Raw genomic sequence first — 24,022 nt, 5'->3', positions numbered from 1 at the left:
GGAACAGCTCCAGCTACCGCTCCAGTGGTTGCTATCCGTGCTGATACCAACAATGATGGCTACATCAATGCTATTGAAGCCAAAACTGGCAAAACAGACATTGTTATCCGAGTACCAGCTGATGCTAAAAATGGTGATGTGATTACAATTACTGATGGTTCTGGAAAAACCTTGGGTTCCATTACGGTTGGTCAAAACAATGTTGCCGCTGGACAAACAACTATTGTTAAAGACATTCCTTTGCCAGCCAATGGAAAAACGTTGGAAGTTAAAGCAACCATTAGCAATGCTGCCGGCAGCAAAACTGGTGCTGTAGATAGAGCAATTATTGACACTGTGGTTACTCAAGATCATAACATCAAGGTTACTTCTATTAGCGAAGACACTGGTACCAAAGGCGACTTTAAAACTACAGATAAAACATTGGTTATCTCCGGCACCATCGCCAAGGCATTGGCATCGGATGAAACCATTGAAGTTAGTTTAAATGGCGGTCAAAGCTTTGTAAAAGCCACCGTAAACGGCACCACTTGGACGTTAGATGCAACCAAAACAACTCTTGAGGTTGGTACTCATAACATCGTTGCTCGTGTCATTGATAACGCTCGCAATATTGGTTCTGAAACCACTCAAACACTTGAGATTGAAAATGCAGGTACAGCACCAGCGACTGCGCCAACTGTGGCAATTATGGCGGATAAGAACAATGATGGTTTATTAAATACCACTGAAGTAAATAGTGGTGAAAAACGCATCTTGATTCGTGTTCCATCCGATGCCAAAAATGGTGATGTGATTACCTTAACTGACGCTCAAGGTCAGGTACTTGGTAAAATAACCGTTGGTCAAAACGGCGTGACTGCTGGTTCAAATCAATACATCAATAATGTGAACATTCCAGCCAATGGTCAAACACTGGATGTAAAAGCAACAATTACGAATGGTTATGGCAGCTTGACAGGTGCTTCAGACAAAGCAGTGGTTGATACTAGTGTTGGTGTGGGTAATGGCATTAAAGTGGCTTATATTGAAAACGATACTGGCACTAAAGGTGACTTTAAAACCACAGACAATACATTAGTCATCCATGGCACTTTAACCAAAAACTTAGCAGCTGATGAAATTGTTCAGGTTAGCTTAGATGGCGGTAAAACCTTTGTCAAAGCAGTTACAACGGGTACCAGCTGGAAACTTGATGCCACAGGTACTGCCTTAACTGTAGGTACACATAACGTAATTGCACGTATCATTGACAAGGCTCAAAACGTTGGGCCAGAAACCAAACAAGCGATTGTGATTGAGAGTAACGCTGTTGCACCAAGTTCAGCACCAATTATTCTTATCACTAAAGATTTGAATGATGATGGTTATATTGACCGCTCAGAACGTGGCACATCAACTAAAGCCATCCTAAATATTGTCATTCCAAGAGATGCAAAAATTGGCGATGTGGTGACTGTTAAAGATGATAGCACAGGCGAAGTATTAGCAACCTACACTGTAGATAAAGGCGAATACGCTGCGGGTACTACTCAAGTTGCTCATGTATCTATTCCGGGTGAAGGCGGCACTATCAGAGTGTCAGCATCAATTACCAATGCCTCGGGCGTAACCTTAACGGGTACAGATACAGCAATTATTGACACTAAGGTTGCCGAGGGTAACAGCATTACCATCGAATCCATCCACAACGATACAGGATTGGTTGGCACAGACTTTATTACCAATGACCAAACCTTAGAGTTTAGTGGTAAATTGGGTAGAGCTTTGGCGGCTGATGAAAAAGTTCAAATCAGCGTCGATAACGGCTTAACCTACATGGATGCGGTCACAACAGGCACAACATGGAAACTGGATTACACTAGTACGATAATGACTGAAGGTACCCACCATGTGATTGCTCGCATTACCGATCGCGCAGGCAATAGTTCAGAAACCGCAATCGCTAAGCAAGATGTGGTGATTGACTTAACTGCTCAAGCAAACAGAATCGATATTACGCGCATCACTACAGATACAGGGCGTTTTGCTAATAATAATGACTTTGTAACCAGTGATAGTACTCTCATTTTCTATGGTAACGTACATCGTCTGTTACTACCTGATGAGCGTGTACAAGTCAGTGTCAATAATGGCGAATGGGTAACAGTTACAAAAGTAGCAGGTACAATTTGGACTTATGATGCTTTAGATAACCAAGCGAATGCCTTTGCTCAAGGTGTGCACAACATTAGAGCGCGTATTGTGGACTTAGCGGGTAACCAAGCGGCAGATTACATCAAACCAACTGTCTTGGCAGAAAGTGAACGTAAGTTTACTATTGATACGATTGCTCCAACTGCACCTGTGGTGAAATTGCTGCTTGATGCCGACAATGATGGTATCTTAACTGCCAAAGAAAAAGGCACTGCAACCAAATCCAAAGTTGAAATTGAAGTGCCAAAAGATGCAGTAGCTGGTGACGTTATTGTAGTAAGTAACCACTCAACAGGTGCGGCAGGTGATGAGATTGCTCGCTATACTGTTGGCGAAAATGGCGTTACTCCTGGTAAAGTAATTACCTTTGAAGTTGACTTGCCAAAAGAAGGTACGCTCAACGTCCAAGCTGATGTGATTGACGTTGCAGGCAACCATGGTATTGGTAATGACTTCTTTGTAATGGAAGGCTCATCTGGTGCATCTCAAACAATTAACTTTGATAACATTGGTAATGGTCAAACTGTTAATTTAGGCACTGGTGATGATGTGTTGAACTTTACAGGTAGCAATCAAACCATTGGCGGTGGTAACACACACAGCATTAGTGGTGGGGCAGGCCATGACACCTTGATGGTATCAGGCACAGGCAATAGCTTGTCATTATCTGACGTGTTTAGCTTTGAAACCATTGATTTAGGTGATGCTGTTGCTGGCAATACCTTGTTTAGTGGCACTGTCGCTGACGTAAAAGCTGCAATTGACAAGCAAAATGGTCAATCTACCATCTATGTCAAAGGCGATGCTAACGACACTGTTGATTTGGGTGCTAAAGGTGCAAGCTTAACCGACCAAAACGGAGCAACTTGGACTAAAGGCGCTGCTAAGGAAGTTGATGGCGTGGTGTATGATGCTTGGACAGCAGAAGACCAAACATTGTATATTGAACAAGGCATTAACGTTATCTAAGACTGTTATCTAGATAATCAAAACAAAAAAGCACTCTTTGGAGTGCTTTTTTTTATGCTGCAAATATGAATAAAATCAGATAAGTACAAAAATTATTCATTTTATGTAAATAGATGTCAATTTTTTGTATAGTTTGGTAAAAAAGACGACCAAGAACGCTAATAGATGGCATGAGCGTTGCAGTAATTTAATCGAAAATTTGCTATGATGAATCAGATAAATTTGATGCAAATCACCATAATATCCGTACCATGATACAAATAAATAACACAAACTTGTGGTGTATAAACAAATTACATACCAAATTAAATACAAATATCTCTTAGCATTATCAAAAATTGATAAAGCAAAGTTTGCTTAGTAATATGGCATTTTTTATGAAATATTCTAAACTTTGGCTGGGTTTGATTGTCGCAATGATAATGCCCGTTTATGCCGACGTAAATCCTTTAAATATTGATGAATTGATTTTAAAGGCAACCGATACACACCCATTGGTCAATGCTGCTCGAGCTGATGAATTGGCAGCCCAAGAAGGAGTACATGCTGCTAAATTAAGCCTATGGGCAACGCCAAGTATCAATGCAGGTTATGATATTGATGATGGGGCGATTAGCACCATTACCATCAGGCAACCATTGTGGACAGGCGGTAAATTGACCGCCAATATTAACCGCAGCATCTATGATGAAAAAGCAGCGACTGCTTATATTTATGACCAGCAAAATACAGTTGCTAAAAACACCATAGACGTTTGGCAAAGTTACATTTATGCCATTGCATTGCAAGAGCTTTATACGGCAAACTTAGAACGTTTGCGTGAATTTGAAGCAATGATGGGTCGGCGTGTTGAGCAGGGTGTGTCAGCAAAAATTGAATTGGATTTAATCAAAAACCGAATTTTGCAAGACTATAATTCTTATCAAGGGGCACTTGAACAAGAGCGCGTCGCTGGGGCAAGGCTTGCTCAGCTTGTTGGTGATAATCTTGGTACAAAAAAATACGACATTACTTTAAAAAAACTCACTGATTACGCCAAAACACAATCAGCCAGTTTTGAGGCGTTGGTTTTTAAAAATTCAGGAGCAAGCCACCCAAGTGTGGTTCGTCAGTTTTATCAAGTTGAATCTGCCAAACAAGAAGTGAAATCACAAAATGCCAGTCGTTATCCAACAGTTTATGCGCAATATCAGCACACTTTTAAACTGGAAAAAGGCAGTGATAAAGGCGATTTTAGTGTTGGCATGAGTTATGACCCTGGTGCGGGATTTTCCAATATGGCGCTGGCGCGAGCATCGCAAGCGCGAGCCCAAAGTCTTATGCAAAGCCAAGAAGCCGCCAGACGTAATGTCATGGAAAGTTTGCAAACTCAATATCAAGCTTTTCTTTCTGCTAAAGATAAAGAACGTTCTTTGGTATCAGCAATTGAAGGAGCTCAAATTGTTGTGGATTCTTATGGCCGACAATTTATTGCAGGGCGAAAAACATGGCTTGAGGTATTAAATGCTGTGCGTGAGTTATCCGACTATCAAAGACAGCTGTTAGAAGTGCAAGCACAAATGGTAGCTAGTTTTTATAAATTACAAGTGGATTTTGGAGCAATGTCTTGGCAGCGAGGTCATCAATCTATTACAGAGCCAACAATCGAATTTCGTCCATATCGTGAGTTTAATAATTGGGTGGATATTCAAAAAAATAAAATTAAAAAGCGCCGCAAACCTGCTGAACCGATGAGCAGTGAAGCGTTACCTGAATGGACAATTGATGAAACAGCTTTTGTGGGCGACCCAACCGAAGATGATAGCGAAATTGAAGAAGGTGAGGGTATCGCAATAACAGAAGAAAGTGGCGCTACTGATAAATCTGAAGAACAGGCTGTCAAAGACTCTCAAGATAAATCAATAACTCAATGATTTTTAAGATAAAAAAAGCAGTAAACTACTAAATGAATTATTAATTGGGTGAAAATTAGTATATCCGTCTATTTTGGTTATTTATCATAATTATACAGCGTAATTATTTATCATCATTTTTTTGATAAAAATATATTTATAATAAAGGAACGTTCATGTCATCAAACTCCCAAAATAGTGTTGCAGTTCAGCGCAGTTTGCAGGAATTGGGCTTTGCGACTGCAACCTTATTAAAAGAACAAGGCGTACCTGTAGATTCCAACCGTCTGCATTCAGCAATCCAAAGTGTGGTTGGTGTTGATGACCCTGAAGGGCAATTATTGGTGCTACTGCAAGTACTAGGTATTCCAGATTTGCCATTTGTGCTTAGTGAACCCGATGCAGCGTATATGCCACTTTTGGTGCATCATCGGGATTTAGGCTTTGGGCGGATTGTACAACAAGTACAATCGGGTCTTTGGGTATTTCAGCAAGAACACGATCGATTTTCTTGCCGTTCTTCAGACTTGGATTTTGTTGCTAAGATTGTTTTAACTGAAGAACACATTGCCCAAAGAAACATTACCTTTGCGCAACTTTTACGTCAAAACCTAAAAGAATATCGCTGGGTGGTTGCTGAGGCAATTATTGCGTCTTTTATTATCAATATGCTAGCTCTAGCAATTTCGCTATTTTCCATGCAGGTATACGATAGGGTGATTCCTACCAGCAGTAAATACACACTCATTATTTTATCATCGGGCGTAGCACTGATTATTTTATTTGAGGCGGGTATGAAGTTTGCCCGTTCAAAAGTCATGGATAAATTGGTGGTTGGTATTGACCAAGGGCTTTCACGAAAGATTTTTGAAAGACTACTTAAAGTGCGTATTGACCAAATGCCCAATTCTGTGGGTAGCCTGGTTGCTCAGCTGCGTGGTTATGAACAAGTTCGTAGTTTTTTTACTGCAAGCAGTCTGTTTACCTTGGTCGATGTGCCAATGAGTTTGCTGTTTATTTTGATTATTGCAACAATTGGCTCACCTTGGGTCGCGGCTGTGCCAATTGTAGCAGCGATTATTGGTATTTTGCTGGGTATCAATAGCCGTAAAAAAATGGATGAGATTGCCAAAGAAGGTGCGTCTGCATCGTATTTAAAAACAGGAATTTTGGTTGAAACGGTGGAAGGTATGGAAACCATCAAGGCAGGTTCTGGCAACTGGAAGTTTTTATCCCGATGGCTTAGTGTCATGGATACCACAACCAAAAACGATTTAAAAATGCGTCATGTAAATGACAATTTAAATTACAGCGTGCAAATGCTACAACAAGTCAGCTATATCGGCATTGTGATTGTTGGAGCATTTATCGTAATGAGCCAGCAAATGACGACCGGGGGTTTGATTGCTTGTACAATTTTGGGCGGGCGAATTTTAGCGCCAATTATGAACCTGCCCAATCTTTTGGTGCAACATTCGCACTCAAAAGCCGCTCAAATGAACATTGAGCGACTGTTTAGTTTGGCTCAAGACAATGATAATGTTAGCCATCCATTATCACCTAGCCGAATTTATGGTAATTATCAGTGCAACCGTCTTGAATTTAAATACGGTGATAATGACCGCTTGGCACTGCAAATCCCTAATTTGGTGATTAATGCAGGCGAGCGCGTGGCGATTTTAGGTCCAATTGGTTCGGGAAAATCCACCTTATTAAAGTTATTATCAGGGCTTTACACACCAACATCAGGCAATATCTTACTGGATAGTCTGGATATCAATCATATCAGCCGAGAATCTTTAAACCATCAAATTGGCTATTTACAACAGGATCATCGTCTATTTCAAGGAACATTACGCGAGAATTTATTAATTGGTATGCCAACTCCTAGTGATGATATTTTAAATAGAGTATTGCATCGTACAGGACTGATTCGTTTAGTTTCTAATCATTCAAGCGGTTTAGATTTGCCAATCAGTGAAGGAGGTAAAGGGTTATCGGGCGGTCAAAAACAATTAGTAGCATTTTCACGATTGGTATTAACTGACCCGTCAGTGTGGCTACTTGATGAACCAACGGCATCTATGGATAACCAACAAGCCCAGCAGTGTTTACGGGTAATTGCCGAAGAATTTAAAGACGCGAGTAAAACTTTGGTGGTTTCCACTCATAAACTGGAGCTTTTGGCGTTGGTTAATCGGGTGATTATTATGCGTGATGGTGTGGTTGTTATGGATGGACCCAAAGAGCAAGTTTTGGCGCAATTGATGAAAAATGAACAAGACGCCAAAGCAGCCAAATTAGCAGGGCAAAAACAAGCCAATTTAACAATTCATCCGCCTAAATAAAAATAAGTGTAAACGATATGAAAGAATATAATTATCGCCCCACAAAACCCAGTGTTGGAAAATTTAGCATCATTATTTGGACAACATTGGTGATGATTATTATTTTGGTAACGTGGGCATCCTTTGCCAAAATTGACCAAGTTACCCGAGCTTCGGCAACGGTGATTGCATCTGCTAGAACTCAAGAGATTCAAGCAGTAGACGAAGGTGTATTGTCAGAACTTTTGGTTAAAGAGGGTGATGATGTCAAAAAAGGCGATTTGCTTGCCATATTAGAAGAAGAGCGCGCCAAGGCTGCTTTAGGAAATTCAGCAACAAAAGTAGCTGCTTTGCAAGCCAAAGTTTCCCGATTGGAAGCAGAGATTTTTGATAAACAATTGGTGTTTCCAGCAGATGTTCAAAAATTTCCTGAATATGTGGCAAACCAAACCCAACTTTATAATCGTCGCCGTCAAGCGATTGAGCAAGATGTGTCATCTTTGCAAAATATGCTTAAACTTGCCAAACAAGAACTGGCAATGAATGAGCCACTATTAAAACATGGTGATGTCAGTCAAGCAGACGTCATTCGTCTAAGACGGCAAGTAGCGGATATTGAAGCTCAAATTACCAATAAACGCAATAAATATTTTGAAGATGCGCAAACAGAATTGACGCGCGCCCAAGAAGAATTGCAAGCTGAGCAAGAACAGCTTAGAGACCGCACCCAGGTATTGGAAGAAAAACGTCTATTTGCCCCAACAGACGGTAAAGTAAATAACATCGCTGTAACAACCATTGGTGGGGTGGTACGTGCAGGCGACACCATCATGCAGCTTTTACCAACCAGCAGTGATTTGATTGTTGAGGCAAAGGTTAAGCCAATGGATATCGCGTATGTTAAAGAAGGTCAGCAGGCGAGTGTAAAGTTAGATGCTTATGACTTTTCTATTTTTGGGGCAATGGCGGGCGAAGTAATTTATATCAGTCCAGATACTTTAATGGAAAAAACCCCACAAGGCGAACAGCCCTATTATCGGGTACAAATTCGCATTGATGGTGCAAAATACCAACATCGCGCTAAAGACATTATTATCAAGCCAGGTATGACCGCAAGTGTGGATATTAAAGCTATGGAACGCACCGTTTTATCTTATCTAACCAAGCCAATTACCAAAACGTTGTCTGAAGGTATGGGCGAAAGATGATAAAATAAAAAACTCTGCTATAATAATGACATAGGTAATAAGGAGTTATTTATGAAATTAACATTGGGCATTTTGACATTATCAGTAATGCTAACAACAGTCAGTCATGCCAACGATAAAATTGAAGAATTCATTGATGGAGAATGTTTACCAAAAAATGTTTATCATTTATTGGATAAAATTACAGACATTGATTGCACTAAAAATGCTGATGATAGCGTTGTAGTTACCATTGGCGATAAAGCAGGTCTTATGTCAAAGCAGGGTAAATGGCTTGCCGAGCCAAAATACAATTATATTTTGGGTGAATTTTATCAGGGCTTGACAGTAGTTAAAAATATGGATGATAAATACGGTTTTATGGATAAAACGGGCAAAATCGTCATTCCATTTAAATACACTGATGCGTGGAACTTTACTGATGAAATGGGGCTAGCTCAGGTTAAACTAGACAAAGAAAGTAAATGGGGATTTATCAATCCAAGTGATAAAATGGTTATTGCGCCAAAATATGATTTTGTTTATGCTTTAATCAGTGAAAATCTATTTACCGCTTATCGAGATGGCAAGGCAGGTTTTATTGATAAAACTGGAAAAGAAGTTATCGCTTTTGATTATGATGAAGCTTTGCCGTTTATAGATGGGCTTGCTATGGTTGGCAAGGGCGATAAATATGGTTTTATCAATACAAAAGGACAGGTAGTCATCCCATTAATTTATGATTTTGCCTTAAATTTTGAAAATGGCGTGGCAGTTGTTGCAAAAGCTGAAAAGTATGGATTGATTGACAAAACAGGCAAATCAATCACGGCATTAGCTTATGATGATATGTTATACGCTGGCGAAGATGCTTACGTAGTGGTGCAAAATGGCAAAGTTGGCTATATTGATATATCAGGCAAACCTTTAACCAAAATCATTTATGATGATGTGGGGTTATTCTCAGAAGGTTTGGCAGTTGTTTGTCTTAAACAAAAATGTGGTTATATTGATATTACTGGCAAAGAAATCATCCAAACCAAATACGATGTGGCAACCAGTTTTTCTGGCGGTAAGGCTGATGTTTGGCTTGATGGTAAAGACTTGCAGATTGATAAAGCGGGTAAAATCATTCAATAGGTCAATCTGCATTCATTTTGGATTGGTGGTTTGATTGCAAAGATGGGCGTATTTAGCATCGTAGTCCATCTTTTGCTGACGATAAATTTCAAAAACACACAACTCATCACAGCCATTTTGGCAACATTCATAATCTTCAGGTGCTTCAGGTGGCGGTGGAATGTCATTTATATCTGGATTCATCATTGACAACTTTCTGATTTTGTAGAAAATTTGTAGTAAGCGCTTGCTATTTATTTTGCTTAGGTTATACTTCACCTGATGTTTATTTTAACATTTTTATGGCTTTTGGCAAAAGGAAGATTTGATGCGTATGTTACAAAGAGTTTGGCAATTTAAAAAAACCGCTTTAGCTTCTTTGGTTGCTGCTAGTTTGGTTTTACCAATGGCAGGGTGTAGCAGTACTACTGGAGCAGGTGCAGTGGGTGCAAATCGCAAACAGCTTTTATTGGTTTCTAGCGATGAAGTGATGAATCTTGCGAGTAAATCTTATCAGCAAACCTTATCCCAAGCTCGCCAAAAAGGCGTTTTGGATGTCAATGCCAGTCAGCTTGCTCGTCTAAAACGAATTGCTAATCATTTGATTCCACAAACCAGCGTTTATCGAACCGATGCTACCAAATGGCAATGGGAAGTTCATATCATTCAAGCCGAAACCATGAACGCTTATGTGATGCCTGGTGGTAAGATTGTTTTTTATAGTGGCATTATTGACAACTTAAAACTAACGGATGCTGAAATTGCTGCAATTATGGGTCATGAAATGGCACACGCACTTCGTGAACACAGTCGCGAAAAACTCAGTCGCAGTATGGCAACCGGTGGTGTGATTAGTATTGCTTCGGCAGCATTTGGATTGTCAGCGGGTCAAGCTCAGGTGGCACAATTAGCAGGAGATGTTGGGTTGAGTTTACCACATTCACGCACTCAAGAATCTGAAGCGGATAAAATTGGACTTGAGTTGATGGCTCGTGCTGGCTATAATCCTAATGCAGCTGTGAGTTTATGGCAAAAAATGCAAGCTAAATCGGGTTCGAGCGGTCCACAATTTTTAAGCACTCACCCATCCAGCAGTAACCGAATCAAACAAATTCAGGATTTGTTGCCAGCAGTCATGCCTCTTTATAATGCATCAAATAAAAAGTAGGAATTATCATGCAAGTAACAAAAGCCCTAAAGCAGGCCTTACAATCATTAAATCCTGTACATTTGACACTAGAAAATGAAAGTCATATGCATGCAGGCTATTATGATGGTAAAGAGAGTCATTTTAAATTGGTGATTGTCAGCAGTGAATTTGCAGGCAAACGTCCCGTAATGCGCCATCAAGCGGTATATCAACAAATTAATGATTTATTAATGGTTAATGGTGGCAATGTACACGCCTTGGCAATCCATGCTTATTCGCCAGATGAATGGCAAAGTCAACAAATCGCCCCTCAAAGTCCCAATTGTGCAGGACAAAATAAAGGCTGATTGCTTACTAAACTAAAGAGAGATTTATGAAAAATTTACTTTTATTAGGCACGATTTTGACATTAGCAGGGTGTGCAGCCACCAAAGGCAACATCACTCCACAATATATCAACCCAAGCAATTATCAAGCCCAAGATTGTGCCACCTTAAAAAGCGAAATTACTCGCATTAGTAAATTGACTAATGAAACTGAAAAACAAAACATTTCTTTGGGAACAGGTGTGGGTATTGGCATTGCTGGCGGGCGTGGCGGATTGTACCCAACCATTAGCCTAGGTACAGGCATTGGTAGTGGTCAGCGTCAAGCTAAGAAAAACACCCTAGCTAGACTTTACGGTGAACACGATGCAATGGTGCTGGCGGCTCGTCAAAAACACTGCGATTTTGTTTCAGGCATGAAAATTTATGGTGAATGACGTTTATCTTGAGTTAATTGCTTTAAACGCGCAAGATAAAATCAGAATTTAAACTAAAAAACCGATACAGCGTATCGGTTTTTGATTTTGTGGATTGGCTAAAATACCATGTCATATTATAATAACGATTATTTTTTTATGATAATTATTTATGAATTGTAATCATTTGCTTGATAGTTTGCCCGATAATCTAACATCAGAAATTGCAGCTGATTTGACAGCATATCTTGAACAGAACCCCGAATTGAAAAATGGTTTAACAGTTAGTGTTTTTTTTGATGCACGTGGTCTAGCATGCCCAATGCCTTTATTAAAAGCTAAAGTAAGTTTACGTCAAGTAGCACTTGGTGATAGTTTGTATTTGCTAGCAAGTGATAAAAACTCTCAAACCGATATTTGTGCTTTTTGTCAAAAAAATCAACTGAAAGTTACAACTTGGCAGTCTTACCTACTTGACAATGCTGTTTATCATTTTATCATCACTAAAGCTGATTAAAAGATTCTTAATTCTTTGTTACAGCTTGCCAAAAAATGTAATTCTGCCTAGTTTTTCAAATCGTTTGGTCGTACAATAACAATATTTATTTGATGGACGTAGCGATAAAAGATGATAAAAACTTACGACAATTATGATGAAAATGATGACTTCGATGATGATTTTGAGTATGAAGAGGCTGATGATGAGCTGGAATTGATTGATGATGAACTTTACAAAATAGGCGATGAAGATGATTTCCCTATCATCAAAACCCCCGCCAATCGAATTCTTGCAATTATTGATGGCGACATACATCATGTCGCCACTAAGGATTTGGTTCCTGCCATGCCAACCCATTTGGCAGCTCCCGGGGTAAATTTAGGCGCATATATCAATACTGTGCACCAAATTCCCATTTTAACCCCCGAAGAAGAAAAAGAATTAGCACAGCGTTATTACAATCATCATGATGTGGAAGCCGCTAGAATGTTGGTGATGAGCCATTTGCGTTTTGTCATTCATATTGCGCGCAGTTATTCAGGGTATGGACTTTCTCAGGCGGATTTAATCCAAGAAGGCAATTTGGGTCTGATGAAAGCGGTAAAGCGTTTTGATCCAAATAAAGGTGTAAGATTGGTGTCTTTTGCAGTACATTGGATTAAAGCAGAAATTCATGAATTTGTGATTAAAAATTGGCGAATTGTAAAGGTTGCTACAACAAAAGCTCACCGTAAATTATTTTTTAATCTAAGAAGCTTAAAAAAAACCAACAATCAGCTAACATTGGATGAAGCTCAAGCAATCGCCAAAGATTTGAATGTTACTGTTAAACAAGTGCTAGAAATGGAGTCGCGTTTAACTAGTTACGATGCTTCTTTTGAAATGCAAGACAGTGATGAAGATGATGGGCGCTATGCTCCTCAACTTTTCTTGGAAGATGCGATTGACCCTGCTGATGTCGTCGAGGATGCAGATTGGGAAGAAAATACTACCACTGCCCTAAAAGAAGCCATGGATACTTTGGATGACCGTTCGCGCGATATTATTACTCAAAGATGGCTTGCCGATCAAAAATCAACTCTGCATGAACTGGCAGCAGTGTATAATATTTCAGCAGAACGTGTAAGACAAATTGAAAAAAATGCTATGGATAAAATCAAAGAGGCTATGACCATTGACAGTATGATTTTAGATTAAGAGGTAGTTTATGAAACAAATTTGTTTAAATGGTCAAGAACATCAAAGCGATAAGTCTAATATATTAGAGTTATTAACGGAACTTGGCTTAACTACTGGGCGTTTTGCAGTTGAAATAGATGGGTATTTAGTTCCAAAAGCCAAACTTGCAGATACAGAACTGACCTCGGGCATGATAATTGAAGTGGTTCAAGCTGTGGGCGGTGGCTAATTTAGCACAAACTTAGTGGCAAACAGCATCAATGATTTTTCTGGCAAGAGTACCGCAAGGGGGCAGGTTTGGCAGCTTGTCCACGTCAAAAAATCGTGCATCGTTTAACTCATCTTGTTGTAATATAATTTTGCCTGACCGATATTTGGCAATAAACCCAACCATTAAATTTGTGGGGTAGGGCCAAGCTTGGCTGTTAAAATACATTGGTGTATCAATCTGTAAACCAACTTCTTCATAAACCTCACGAGCAGTAGCCCTTTCAAGTGTTTCACCAATTTCCACAAACCCTGCAATCAGTGTGTAAATATCAGTATGGCGATGATGTTTTGCTAGTAAAATCTGTGGTTTTTGAGTAGTTGGGTGCAGGCGAGTAATAGCAACAATAACGCAAGGTTGGATTTTTGGATAAATGTGATGTTGACAATGCGTGCAAATACGATGTGTGTAAATGTGATTATTCTCTAAAGTGTTTTTGATTGTTTTATGACCACATACCCCACAAAACTGATGGGTTTTATGAAAATAAATCAACTGAATTGCTTGGGAAAATAAACCAGCTAGTGTGTTATTGAGTCTACCAACCAAATGCCGATAAGCAATGAATTCACCTTGGGGTAGATTGATATCGGAGTTTGGTATATTTTGTTTATCCAGTGCAAAATTGCCATCTGTTAGGTGTATAACATCATCTAAGTTGAAATTTTGTAAATTGGTCAATTTATTTAAGGGAATCGCAAAAGGCACACCATTTTGACAAAAGATACTTTGCGCATCTATTACCCAAATAGTTCTTGTATCAATGATTGACATAAAACAGATAAATTCAATAAATCTTTTTATTCTAACATAAGAAAAGCATAAACTAGTAAAATAATTGCCAAAAGGTATAAATTAAAGAAGCAAACCCATTAAATTGTTAATGTTTTGTATTAACACCTTGCTTTTGTTATGGTTTTGTATTACGATAAAGCCATTGTTTATGATGTTTCCTTTGAATTTAGGGATTGTGTTATGTTGAAGAAAATCTTATTGGTTGCCGCAGTTGCTTTATCTTCCACCGCTGCATTTGCTGACAATGACATTGGTTGTGGTGCTGGTACTCAAATTTGGGCAGGCAAAGAAGGTAAAGTTTCCAAAATTTTAGCAGCAACCACCAATGGTAGTACTGCAAACCAATTATTTGGTATTACGTTTGGTACTTTGGGCTGTAATGGTCAAGGCACTATCAAGGCTCAAGTAGTTGAGTTTGTTGATGGTAATTCTGAAGCTTTGGCGCGCGATATGGCTATTGGTCAAGGCGAAAATCTAAACGTTCTTGCTGAATTATTAAACATTAAAGAAGCTGACCAAGCTCGTTTCTATAGTGTTGCTAAAGCAAACTTTGGCACTATTTACAGTGCAGGTAGCACTACTGCTGATGTTGTTGCTAATCTACAAAATGTTTTGGCTGCTGATGCAACTTTAAAAGCTTACGTTTGATTTGCTTTTTTATCAAAACCTTATGGGGCTTTTCTCATAAGGTTTTTTTATATGAGTTTTAGGTGATTGAGTAAAAGTATATGCGGCAAACATTTACCGTAATAACATTGACATGTTTTCTAACGGCTTTTTCATCAGTATTTGCTAATGAACCTACGCCTTTTGATGGGGTTGTGAACGGGGTTAGCAATGACCATGGTGGTGATTGGATAACTTCGTCACACAATCATGTCAATGATTTGGATTTAATGATTAAGCAGTTTCAGCAAAAAGCAAAAAATCAGCACCTAAGCACACATAAAGTTTGGCAACGGCTTTTTTATGCCAATAAGCAGCAAATCAGCGATGTTAAATATACAAACTTCTTTTTGTCCAAAGATGGTAAAAATAATTTGCAAGCAGAATTGGATATTACGCTTGAAAAAATGTTTACCGATAACACCGAAAATTCGCCCCAGTGCCGATTTCCAGCTAGAACTGCTTGGCTAACCAAGACACTTCAGATTGATAAAAACCAACTTGCAAAAGTTGATTGCACAGCCTTTAATGACTGGTATCAAAAAATCAACCCTAACAGCATGACATTGATTTTTGCCACTGATTATATGGGTAGCCCAGGTTCTATGTTTGGACATACATTGCTTCGGCTTGACCCTGTCAAAACTGAAGGAAAAAATTTAGATTTATTTGCTTATGCGCTCAATTATGCCGCTACTACTCCTAATAATGAAAATGGCATGGTTTATGCGTATAAGGGTTTAACAGGCAAATATCCTGGCAGTTATTCTTTGATGCGTTATTTTCATAAAACTAAAGAATATGGCGATTTGGAAAGTCGTGATATGTGGGAGTATGAGCTGGATTTAACCCCAGATGAAGTGGCTTTTTTAGTAGGGCATATCTGGGAGATGCAAAATGTCAATTTTCCTTATTATTTTATGGATAAAAATTGCTCATATGCTATTTTAGGGTTGATGGATTTGGTGCGCCCTGAACTGAATTTGCAAAGTAAATTTGGTTTAACGGCGGTGCCAATTGAAACTGTCAAAGCAGTCAAAAAGGCAGGGCTGATTAAACAAACCAAATATCGTCCCGCTTTAGAAACTCAAATACAAACTCAAGAAAAAACTTATGGCAAACCTTTTGCTAAAATGGCTCATAAAATGACATTGCCAGAGGTAAACCCCCAACAAGTTTTGCAAGGTCAATCTATTGAAAATCAAGCTAAATTACTTGAGTTGGCGTATGATGATTTGTATTTTCAGCATGGCAGTAAAAAGGTAAAGGCGGATTTTTCTCAAAATCGCTTACGTGAACTGCTACTACTACGCAGTCAGATAACTGTTGATAAACAAAAACCTGAACCAATTCGTCCAAAATATGACCCAACACAAGGGCATGGTGATAAACTTTGGGGAGTTTGGTTGGGTGAGATTCAAAATAAAAAAGGCGTTTTTTTGCATCATCGCGTGGCATATCATCACTTTAGTGACCCGCAAATGGGCTATGGAATTGGTCAATTGACTTTTTTGGATGGCGCAATTGGCATATATGATAATAAACTCAAATTTGATTACTTGGATGTCTTATCCGTTCATGCAATCAATCCTATTACCAGTTATAAAAAACCCTATTCTTGGGGTTGGGATTTTGGTTTTCAGCAAGTAGCTATGGATAAAGGGCAATTTAGTACTAAAAACACACATATTGCCACCATTACCGCAGGACAAATTGGTTATGTAAAAAATTTTGGCGAACAATTGGTTTGTGGAGCGTATGTTCGTGCAGAAATGCAGGCTACCAAAGCTATCGAAAAAGGTGGGCGTGCTGGTATTGTGCCAAAGATTCATTGTTTGGCACATTTTTCCGACCATTGGCAAGCATCGATGGATGTGAGTACACCATTTTGGCAAACTGGTGATAAACAAACGGTGGCAAATGCTCAAGTAACTTACAGTTTATCATCAGAAAATGCTTTACATTTATCTGCCCACCATGAATTTCAAAATGGTCAAGATTGGCAAAAAATGATGTTTGGGTTTTCACATTATTACTGATAACCTTGCTGCAAATAGTGTTTGTTGCTGATGATATTGTTATGAATTTATTGATTTTATAGAAAAATTTATCAAATCGTTCTATAAAATCATCTGTTTATCTGTTTGAAATTGACTTTTTACCCCCATAATTGTCAAATTAGACTATTGTTATTTGGGGCAATTCATGACGCAGCAATTCATTTCCATTAAAGGGGCAAGAACACACAACCTAAAAGATATTTATGTAGACATTCCACGTGATAAACTGGTGGTAATTACTGGTTTGTCAGGCTCAGGCAAGTCATCTTTGGCGTTTGACACTTTATATGCTGAGGGTCAGCGCCGTTATGTGGAAAGTTTGTCAGCTTATGCTCGTCAATTTTTAAGTCAAATGCAAAAACCCGAAGTGGATAGCATTGAAGGGTTGTCACCAGCCATTGCAATTGAACAAAAATCAACCAATCACAATCCCCGCTCTACGGTTGGTACAATCACTGAAATCTATGATTATTTGCGTCTATTGTTTGCGCGAGTTGGTGTACCTTATTGCCCAGAACATCACCAACCGATGGTCGCTCAAACCATTACTCAAATGGTTGATGATATTTTGGCGCTGCCTGAAGAAACCAAATTGATGATTCTTGCTCCTGTGGTGCGTGAACGAAAGGGGGAGCACCTTGCGCTGATGGAACAGCTAACCGCTCAAGGGTTTAGTAAACTGCGCATTGATGGGGTGATTTATGATACTGATGAATTGCCAACACTCAATAAAAATCAAAAACACACTCTTGAAGTGGTGGTAGACCGATTTAAGGTGCGTAATGATTTGGGTAACCGCATTGCTGAAAGCTTGGAAGTGGCATTAAGACTGGGTTCAGATTTGGCGATTTTGTATTTTATGGATGATGAACGCAGTCAAATTTTGTCCGCCAAACACTCCTGTCCTGTCTGCGAACGAGCAGTAAGTGAACTAGAACCACGTTTGTTTAGTTTTAATAATCCTGCGGGTGCATGTCCTGTTTGTGATGGTTTGGGAAAACGACAATATTTTGCAGCTGAGCGCATTGTAACTTATCCTGAAAAATCTTTAAACCAGGGGGCAATTCATGGCTGGGATAAAACCCATGCGTATTATTTTGGAATTTTAACAACGGTTTGTCAGCATTTTGACATTGATATGGATAACTCATGGAAGGACTTATCTAAAAAACAGCAAAACATCATTTTATACGGTTCGGGTAAAGAAAAAATTAATTTTGATTTTGTGTTTGAGACTGGACGCAAATCTACCAAAACGGTGCCTTTTGAAGGTGTTTTGCCTTATCTAGAGCGTCGATATACCACTACAACCAGTAATTTGGTGCGTGATGAATTGTCAAAATATTTATCAGATACCACTTGCAGTGCTTGCAATGGCGTGCGTTTAAATGATATTGCTCGCCATGTACAGGTTGATGGGCGAGTAATTGGTGATATCATTCATCTACCCATTGGGCAGGCGTGGAACTATTACCAACATCTAAAGTTGGATGGACATAAAGGCGAAGTTGCCGATAAAATTTTTAAAGAGATTCGCGAAAGATTGAGGTTTTTAACCAAGGTGGGTTTGGATTATTTAACTTTAGCAAGAAGTGCAGAAACTTTGTCGGGTGGCGAAGCTCAAAGAATTCGTTTAGCAAGTCAAATTGGGGCAGGCTTGATGGGGGTAATGTATGTGCTTGATGAGCCTTCAATTGGGTTGCATCAGCGTGATAATGACCGATTATTAAGCACTTTAACTCATTTGCGCGATTTAGGTAATACAGTGATTGTGGTGGAGCACGACGAAGATGCCATTCGTCAAGCTGACTGCATTATTGATATTGGCGTGGGAGCAGGCGTGCATGGAGGGCGAGTTATTGCTCAGGGAAGCGCAGATGAAATTGCCAAAAATCCAGATTCCTTAACGGGACAATACCTATCAGGTAAAAAACAAATTGCCATTCCAAGTTATCGAAAAAAAGCCAAAACTCAATCTGTTCAAAAAGGCAAAAAAACAGTTCAAGAGCCTATGTATTTAGAGCTTTTTGGCGCTCGAGGAAATAATTTAAAAAATGTGGATTTAACCATACCAATTGGGGTGATGACCTGCATTACAGGAGTGTCTGGTTCTGGAAAAAGCACATTAATTAATCAAACACTTATGCCAATTGCTGCCGCTCAATTAAACCGAGCAACTACTTTAACTGCTGAACCTTATGACAAGATTGTAGGGCTTGAATACTTAGATAAAATGGTGGATATTGACCAATCGCCGATTGGACGTACGCCTAGAAGTAATCCTGCTACTTATACAGGCGTTTTTGCCTTAATTCGTGATTTATTTACACAAACACCCGAATCTCGCGCTAGAGGTTATAAAGCAGGCAGGTTTAGTTTTAACGTTAAAGGCGGACGTTGCGAAACTTGTCAGGGCGATGGCTTGATTAAGGTGGAAATGCACTTTTTGCCCGATATGTATGTACCCTGTGATGCTTGTCATGGCAGACGTTATAACCGTGAAACATTGGAAGTTCACTACAAGGGAAAATCCATTGCAGATGTTTTGGATATGACGGTTGAAGAAGCGCTGGTATTTTTTGAGGCAATTCCTGCTATCCATCGACGTATTGAGGCGTTGGCAGAGGTGGGATTGGATTATATTCGTTTGGGTCAATCAGCAACAACATTATCAGGTGGTGAGGCTCAGCGGGTAAAACTTGCCAAGGAACTATCCAAACGTGACACAGGTCAAACCTTGTACATTTTAGATGAGCCAACAACTGGTCTACATTTTGCTGATATTGATAAACTTTTACACATCTTGCATGCCTTGCGTGATAAAGGCAACACCGTTGTTGTCATTGAGCATAATTTAGATGTAATAAAAACCGCTGACCATATTATTGATTTGGGTTATGAAGGTGGTGATGGTGGTGGTCAAATCGTTGCTGTTGGTACGCCTGAAGAGGTTGCAAAGGATGAAAAATCACACACAGGCAGATTTTTAAAATTAGTTTTAGATAAAACATAATTCAAAAACAAATAAGAGGGCAATCATGAGATTTGGGTTGTTTTTGTTGATATTGTTGGTAAACATTGCGCATTCGGCAAATTTTCATGTAGAACCAAAATACATCACTACAGGCAATGATTTTAATCAATTATGTGCTGATGATTGTCCTGTTTTAAATTATGGATTGATTAGCACCAACGATTTATGGGTTCAGCATATTATTAATACTAATGTTTTATCAGTTTTTGGCAGCGTGGGTGGTGAAAATTCGCCACAGGACCTATTGTATAAAGAGTTTGCTAAAATTGGTCAGCCAACCGATAAACAATTAACTGATTTTTTAAAACAATCTGAATTAAATATCATCCAAACCCATCAAGAACTTATTAATGAAAATCCAGACCAGCATTCACCTTTAATTGATATTTCCGCCAGACCTAATTATTTGGGTCATCAAGGAGATTTAGAATTATTTTCCATTAGTGAGTTTTATCAAGTTGGCGATATGGCTGGAACAGGAAGTATTAATTATTTTGTGTTTGATATGATAGAATCTCGACAATTAACTTTGGATGATATTTTATTGCCAAACACAAAAGAAAAATTAGAAAATATGGTAAAAGAAAAATTTTTTAATGCGTTAAAAAAAGGCAAAGTTGATATTAAAAAACATGAAAAAAAATGGTCATTTTTTTTAACCAAAAACTTTATATTTACTAAAGATGGCATAAAATTTTTATATCAACCAGAACAAATTACTCCTTACAATATGGGAATGCCTGAATTTGTTATTGGTTATGCAGATTTAAAAAATATTGTAAAACCTGAATATTTAAAATAATTAATAAAACATATAAATATGACAAATAGTTGTTTTTTAATAGATACTCATACACATTTTGATATTTTGGAATATCAAGATAATTTGGAAAAATATGCAATTAATGCTTATAATAATGGCATAAAAGAACTGGTAATTATTGGTTTGATGGCGGATTCGTTTAAACAAATGGTGGTTTGTCAAAAAAAATTAAATCACTTAAATTTAAATTTAAAAACCCATTTAGCTTTTGGACTGCATCCTTTATATATTAAAAATCAACAACAAGAAGATTTGTATATTTTAGAAACGTATATTAAAAAATATCCAAGCATTGCTATAGGTGAAATTGGTTTAGATACGTTTGAAAAATCTTTAAAAGAAGAGAATATTTATCAAAAACAAAAAAATTTTTTTATAGAACAAATTCAAATTGCAAAAAAATATGATTTACCCATTTTATTGCATATTCGTAAAGCCCATGCCGATGTTTTAAAAATATTAAAACAAGAAAAATACAATCCATATCATCAAGGTGGCATTGCCCATAGTTTTAGTGGCGGAATAAATGAAGCAATTGCTTTTGTACAAATGGGATTTAAATTAGGCATTACAGGTCAAATTACCAACCCAAATGCTAAAAAACTACGACAAGTGGTAAATACTGTATTTTGTAAATACGGTGTTAGTGCATTTGTCATAGAAACTGACAGTCCAGATATGCTACCAATACCTTGCCAAAAACAAGGATATACATTGAATGAGCCTGCTAATTTGATTTATGTTTTACAAGAACTGTCAAATTTATTTAATATGGATAAAAAAATATTAGCCGATAAACTTTGGGAAAATAGTTACCAAGCGTTAAAAATAAACGAAACGAATAATTAATTAATGTGTTATAATTGGCAAGTTTAATTAAAATTTTTTTATCTTAATTTATTTATGAGTCATTCATCAAATCGCCGTTTTATTGGTACGCGCACGTTATACGAAAAGAGTTTTGATGCTTTTGTCAATGCTCACGTTTATATTATTGGTGTGGGCGGTGTTGGTTCATGGGCGGTAGAAGCGCTGGCACGAACAGGCATTGGCGCATTAACCTTGGTGGATTTGGATGTTTTGGTTGAAAGTAATGTTAATCGCCAATTACCTGCGTTAACTCAAACTTTTGGCATATCAAAAATAGAAGAAATGGCAAATCGTGCTAAAAATATTAATCCAGATATTAATATTTTTTTGGTGGATGATTTTTTAAATTCAAATAATGTTCAAGATATTTTACCAAATAAACAAACCATAATGCAGCTAAGACAGCAAAATAAATCAATTATTGTTTTGGATTGCACGGATGATATTCAGGCAAAATTAGCAATTGCATTACATTGTCGATTTAATAAAATCAAGCTAATTATCTCTGGTGGAGTAGGCGGTAAAATAGACCCAACCAAAATTGGTGTCGCGGATTTAAAAGAAGTAACTCATGACCCATTATTAGCAAAATTACGTCAAAATTTAAAAGATAAAAATATTAACAAAGATTTAAAAAATAAGTTTGCCATGAAATGTGTTTATTCTAATGAACCGATTAAAATGGCAAATGCTTGTGAAAGTGGTTTGAATTGTGGAGGTTATGGTTCTGCGGTAACTGTAACGGCAACCGTTGGCATGATAATGGCGGCAGAATGTCTAAAAATGATAGCAGATTTAACAAAAGATACTTAAAAATTTTTGAATAATTTTTTATGATTGCATTATAAATCATTTTAATAACATTATTCATCATTAACAAATAAAATAATATTGTTAAATGTTTAATTTATATTTATTGGATTAATATATGAAAATTTTACAATCAAAATATTTTCGTCCACGTAAAATTATGACGGAAAATTACCGAGATAATCAATATTTCATTGAGGTTAAAGAATTAGAACAAGAAATCACTGCAAATAATACGCCATTTGAAGAGCTGATTGATTCAATGATGCCAAATATCAATTTTAATGGCGATAATATTGTGATTAAAAAGGAACATTTGGTAAAATTTGTTAAATGTGAAGATTATCATACCGTTTATTATGATTCTAAAAGTAATACGTTTTATGAGGGTGAATTATGTTACTTTTATCCAGAATTTGAATTTTTTTTATTATTAAATGAAGATTTGAGTAATGAATATGATAAACATATTTTTGAATCTGGATTTTTAAAAGTAGAGAAATTAGGTTATAATTCTAACAATCCAAATTCTCTAAAGAATATTAAAGAATTTTTTAATTTATTTTTAGAGAAATATATTTCAAGTGAAGCAAAAATTTTATTGCTTTTAAAAGAAGGAAATGATTTAGTCTTTAGACATCAAACCATTAAACCTTATAAACTAGATTTAGAATTAATGTATAACGATAATTTTATATCTGTACATAATAAAATTCAAAATGATTTAAAACATAGCAAAAAAGGTGTGGTGTTACTTCACGGTTTGGCAGGTACAGGAAAAACCAATTACATTAAATGGCTAACTGCACAAATACCTGATAAAGATTTTATTTTTGTGCCAAATAACTTGATTGGTGCTTTAGCAGAACCACAATTTATGAGTTTATTGATTGGGCGTAAAAATTCTATTTTGGTATTGGAAGATTGTGAGAACTATATTGCTGAACGAGTGGGTGGCGGCAATACGACAGATGTGGTGGCAACCATTTTAAATATTGCAGATGGTATTTTATCTGATGTTTTAGAATGTCAATTTATTTGTACCTTTAATGCAGATTTAATGGATATTGACCATGCATTACTAAGACGTGGTCGATTGATTGCAGAATATAAATTTGACAAATTGGCTACTGAAAAATGCAATCAATATTTAAAATCACTAGACAAACCAATTTTTGTAGAAAAACCCATGACATTGGCAGAGCTTACTCATATTGATGAGGCTGAATATAAAGAAGTTACGCCAAAAAGCCAATTTGGTTTTACTGGTTAAATAGTATCAATAAAAAAATGCATTAGAAAAATTGATGACAGTCATCAATAATTTGGCAGTTTGGAAAATGACAGTGCGGGTTTTTTTTGTTAAAATAGCCGTACTGTTTATTTTTTTATTTAAAAAATAAATCTAGTTAGCTTGCCGCCAACCAACTATGTAA

Annotated in this window: 20 protein-coding genes; 18 read left to right on the top strand and 2 right to left on the bottom strand. The window is 37.4% G+C overall.

Translation table 11 applies throughout. The annotated features are described in order from the left end of the window. From ACZBKJ_RS02980 to ACZBKJ_RS02960, 5 genes are all read left to right on the top strand, one after another. Positions 1 to 3,165 (top strand): Ig-like domain-containing protein (locus tag ACZBKJ_RS02980; protein WP_463199434.1); only part of this gene is annotated, 3,165 nt, incomplete at its 5' end. A gap of 377 nt (positions 3,166 to 3,542) precedes the next feature. Next, complete coding sequence (locus tag ACZBKJ_RS02975; RefSeq protein ID WP_463199433.1) at positions 3,543 to 5,078, top strand: TolC family protein; 1,536 nt, start codon at positions 3,543 to 3,545, stop codon at positions 5,076 to 5,078. 155 nt (positions 5,079 to 5,233) lie between these two features. After that, a complete protein-coding gene (locus ACZBKJ_RS02970) occupies positions 5,234 to 7,405 on the top strand; it encodes an ATP-binding cassette domain-containing protein (protein WP_463199432.1) in 2,172 nt (723 codons plus the stop codon). A gap of 17 nt (positions 7,406 to 7,422) precedes the next feature. Beyond that, positions 7,423 to 8,592 carry an HlyD family efflux transporter periplasmic adaptor subunit gene (locus tag ACZBKJ_RS02965; protein WP_463199431.1) on the top strand — a complete coding sequence of 390 codons (1,170 nt, stop codon included), beginning with the start codon at positions 7,423 to 7,425 and terminating at the stop codon, positions 8,590 to 8,592. A 51-nt stretch (positions 8,593 to 8,643) separates the two neighbouring features. Then, complete coding sequence (locus ACZBKJ_RS02960; protein WP_463199430.1) at positions 8,644 to 9,711, top strand: WG repeat-containing protein; 1,068 nt, start codon at positions 8,644 to 8,646, stop codon at positions 9,709 to 9,711. A 12-nt stretch (positions 9,712 to 9,723) separates the two neighbouring features. Here ACZBKJ_RS02960 and ACZBKJ_RS02955 read toward each other — a convergent pair whose 3' ends face one another. Then, positions 9,724 to 9,897 carry an oxidoreductase-like domain-containing protein gene (locus ACZBKJ_RS02955; RefSeq protein ID WP_463199429.1) on the bottom strand — a complete coding sequence of 58 codons (174 nt, stop codon included), beginning with the start codon at positions 9,895 to 9,897 and terminating at the stop codon, positions 9,724 to 9,726. Positions 9,898 to 10,018: 121 nt separating this feature from the next. Here ACZBKJ_RS02955 and ACZBKJ_RS02950 point away from each other — a divergent pair, with 121 nt between their 5' ends. The 6 genes from ACZBKJ_RS02950 to thiS all read left to right on the top strand — a co-directional run bounded on the left by ACZBKJ_RS02950 (position 10,019) and on the right by thiS (position 13,489). Beyond that, a complete protein-coding gene (locus ACZBKJ_RS02950) occupies positions 10,019 to 10,858 on the top strand; it encodes a M48 family metallopeptidase (protein ID WP_463199428.1) in 840 nt (279 codons plus the stop codon). 8 nt (positions 10,859 to 10,866) lie between these two features. Next, positions 10,867 to 11,187, top strand: coding sequence for a BolA family protein (locus ACZBKJ_RS02945; protein ID WP_463199427.1), 321 nt, complete (start codon positions 10,867 to 10,869; stop codon positions 11,185 to 11,187). A gap of 26 nt (positions 11,188 to 11,213) precedes the next feature. After that, positions 11,214 to 11,603, top strand: coding sequence for a hypothetical protein (locus ACZBKJ_RS02940; protein ID WP_463199426.1), 390 nt, complete (start codon positions 11,214 to 11,216; stop codon positions 11,601 to 11,603). A gap of 151 nt (positions 11,604 to 11,754) precedes the next feature. After that, positions 11,755 to 12,099 (top strand): sulfurtransferase TusA family protein, encoded by a 345-nt coding sequence (locus ACZBKJ_RS02935; RefSeq protein WP_463199425.1) that lies wholly within the window; start codon positions 11,755 to 11,757, stop codon positions 12,097 to 12,099. A 327-nt stretch (positions 12,100 to 12,426) separates the two neighbouring features. Beyond that, positions 12,427 to 13,278 (top strand): RNA polymerase sigma factor RpoH, encoded by an 852-nt coding sequence (rpoH, locus tag ACZBKJ_RS02930; RefSeq protein ID WP_463199439.1) that lies wholly within the window; start codon positions 12,427 to 12,429, stop codon positions 13,276 to 13,278. Between the two features lie 10 nt (positions 13,279 to 13,288). Continuing rightward, positions 13,289 to 13,489 carry a sulfur carrier protein ThiS gene (thiS, locus tag ACZBKJ_RS02925; RefSeq protein ID WP_463199424.1) on the top strand — a complete coding sequence of 67 codons (201 nt, stop codon included), beginning with the start codon at positions 13,289 to 13,291 and terminating at the stop codon, positions 13,487 to 13,489. Positions 13,490 to 13,501: 12 nt separating this feature from the next. Here the strand turns inward: thiS and nudC are convergent, their stop codons facing one another. Then, entirely contained in the window at positions 13,502 to 14,302 is an 801-nt protein-coding gene (nudC, locus tag ACZBKJ_RS02920; RefSeq protein ID WP_463199423.1) for an NAD(+) diphosphatase, read from the bottom strand. A 201-nt stretch (positions 14,303 to 14,503) separates the two neighbouring features. Between nudC and ACZBKJ_RS02915 the strand changes: the two genes are divergently transcribed. The 7 genes from ACZBKJ_RS02915 to ACZBKJ_RS02885 all read left to right on the top strand — a co-directional run bounded on the left by ACZBKJ_RS02915 (position 14,504) and on the right by ACZBKJ_RS02885 (position 23,859). Next, on the top strand, positions 14,504 to 14,971 hold the full coding sequence (locus tag ACZBKJ_RS02915) for a DUF3015 family protein (RefSeq protein WP_463199422.1): 468 nt from the start codon (positions 14,504 to 14,506) through the stop codon (positions 14,969 to 14,971). 80 nt (positions 14,972 to 15,051) lie between these two features. Next, positions 15,052 to 17,028 (top strand): Lnb N-terminal periplasmic domain-containing protein, encoded by a 1,977-nt coding sequence (locus ACZBKJ_RS02910; protein WP_463199421.1) that lies wholly within the window; start codon positions 15,052 to 15,054, stop codon positions 17,026 to 17,028. Positions 17,029 to 17,194: 166 nt separating this feature from the next. Next, positions 17,195 to 20,062: an excinuclease ABC subunit UvrA gene (uvrA, locus tag ACZBKJ_RS02905; RefSeq protein WP_463199420.1), complete on the top strand. Its 2,868-nt coding sequence runs from the start codon at positions 17,195 to 17,197 to the stop codon at positions 20,060 to 20,062. Positions 20,063 to 20,087: 25 nt separating this feature from the next. Further along, a complete protein-coding gene (locus ACZBKJ_RS02900; RefSeq protein WP_463199419.1) occupies positions 20,088 to 20,885 on the top strand; it encodes an RsiV family protein in 798 nt (265 codons plus the stop codon). 18 nt (positions 20,886 to 20,903) lie between these two features. Then, the gene (locus ACZBKJ_RS02895) at positions 20,904 to 21,755 is read left to right on the top strand and encodes a TatD family hydrolase (RefSeq protein ID WP_463199418.1); all 852 of its coding nucleotides are present in this window, start codon (positions 20,904 to 20,906) and stop codon (positions 21,753 to 21,755) included. A gap of 54 nt (positions 21,756 to 21,809) precedes the next feature. Continuing rightward, the gene (locus tag ACZBKJ_RS02890; RefSeq protein ID WP_463199417.1) at positions 21,810 to 22,589 is read left to right on the top strand and encodes a tRNA threonylcarbamoyladenosine dehydratase; all 780 of its coding nucleotides are present in this window, start codon (positions 21,810 to 21,812) and stop codon (positions 22,587 to 22,589) included. A gap of 115 nt (positions 22,590 to 22,704) precedes the next feature. After that, complete coding sequence (locus ACZBKJ_RS02885) at positions 22,705 to 23,859, top strand: AAA family ATPase (protein WP_463199416.1); 1,155 nt, start codon at positions 22,705 to 22,707, stop codon at positions 23,857 to 23,859. The last annotated feature ends 163 nt before the right edge of the window (positions 23,860 to 24,022 follow it).

This window comes from Moraxella sp. I5G (genome assembly GCF_055193055.1).
The sequence above is the reverse complement of the archived record's forward strand: the minus strand, read 5'-3'. Positions and strand labels throughout refer to the sequence as shown.

Bases quoted from the DNA above. Each gene is read 5' to 3' on its own strand.
- ACZBKJ_RS02975 (WP_463199433.1), top strand. From the start codon at position 3,543: ATGAAATATTCTAAACTTTGGCTGGGTTTGATTGTCGCAATGATAATG.
- ACZBKJ_RS02970 (WP_463199432.1), top strand. From the start codon at position 5,234: ATGTCATCAAACTCCCAAAATAGTGTTGCAGTTCAGCGCAGTTTGCAG.
- ACZBKJ_RS02965 (WP_463199431.1), top strand. From the start codon at position 7,423: ATGAAAGAATATAATTATCGCCCCACAAAACCCAGTGTTGGAAAATTT.
- ACZBKJ_RS02960 (WP_463199430.1), top strand. From the start codon at position 8,644: ATGAAATTAACATTGGGCATTTTGACATTATCAGTAATGCTAACAACA.
- ACZBKJ_RS02955 (WP_463199429.1), bottom strand. From the start codon at position 9,897: ATGATGAATCCAGATATAAATGACATTCCACCGCCACCTGAAGCACCT.
- ACZBKJ_RS02950 (WP_463199428.1), top strand. From the start codon at position 10,019: ATGCGTATGTTACAAAGAGTTTGGCAATTTAAAAAAACCGCTTTAGCT.
- ACZBKJ_RS02945 (WP_463199427.1), top strand. From the start codon at position 10,867: ATGCAAGTAACAAAAGCCCTAAAGCAGGCCTTACAATCATTAAATCCT.
- ACZBKJ_RS02940 (WP_463199426.1), top strand. From the start codon at position 11,214: ATGAAAAATTTACTTTTATTAGGCACGATTTTGACATTAGCAGGGTGT.
- ACZBKJ_RS02935 (WP_463199425.1), top strand. From the start codon at position 11,755: ATGAATTGTAATCATTTGCTTGATAGTTTGCCCGATAATCTAACATCA.
- rpoH (WP_463199439.1), top strand. From the start codon at position 12,427: ATGCCAACCCATTTGGCAGCTCCCGGGGTAAATTTAGGCGCATATATC.
- thiS (WP_463199424.1), top strand. From the start codon at position 13,289: ATGAAACAAATTTGTTTAAATGGTCAAGAACATCAAAGCGATAAGTCT.
- nudC (WP_463199423.1), bottom strand. From the start codon at position 14,302: ATGTCAATCATTGATACAAGAACTATTTGGGTAATAGATGCGCAAAGT.
- ACZBKJ_RS02915 (WP_463199422.1), top strand. From the start codon at position 14,504: ATGTTGAAGAAAATCTTATTGGTTGCCGCAGTTGCTTTATCTTCCACC.
- ACZBKJ_RS02910 (WP_463199421.1), top strand. From the start codon at position 15,052: ATGCGGCAAACATTTACCGTAATAACATTGACATGTTTTCTAACGGCT.
- uvrA (WP_463199420.1), top strand. From the start codon at position 17,195: ATGACGCAGCAATTCATTTCCATTAAAGGGGCAAGAACACACAACCTA.
- ACZBKJ_RS02900 (WP_463199419.1), top strand. From the start codon at position 20,088: ATGAGATTTGGGTTGTTTTTGTTGATATTGTTGGTAAACATTGCGCAT.
- ACZBKJ_RS02895 (WP_463199418.1), top strand. From the start codon at position 20,904: ATGACAAATAGTTGTTTTTTAATAGATACTCATACACATTTTGATATT.
- ACZBKJ_RS02890 (WP_463199417.1), top strand. From the start codon at position 21,810: ATGAGTCATTCATCAAATCGCCGTTTTATTGGTACGCGCACGTTATAC.
- ACZBKJ_RS02885 (WP_463199416.1), top strand. From the start codon at position 22,705: ATGAAAATTTTACAATCAAAATATTTTCGTCCACGTAAAATTATGACG.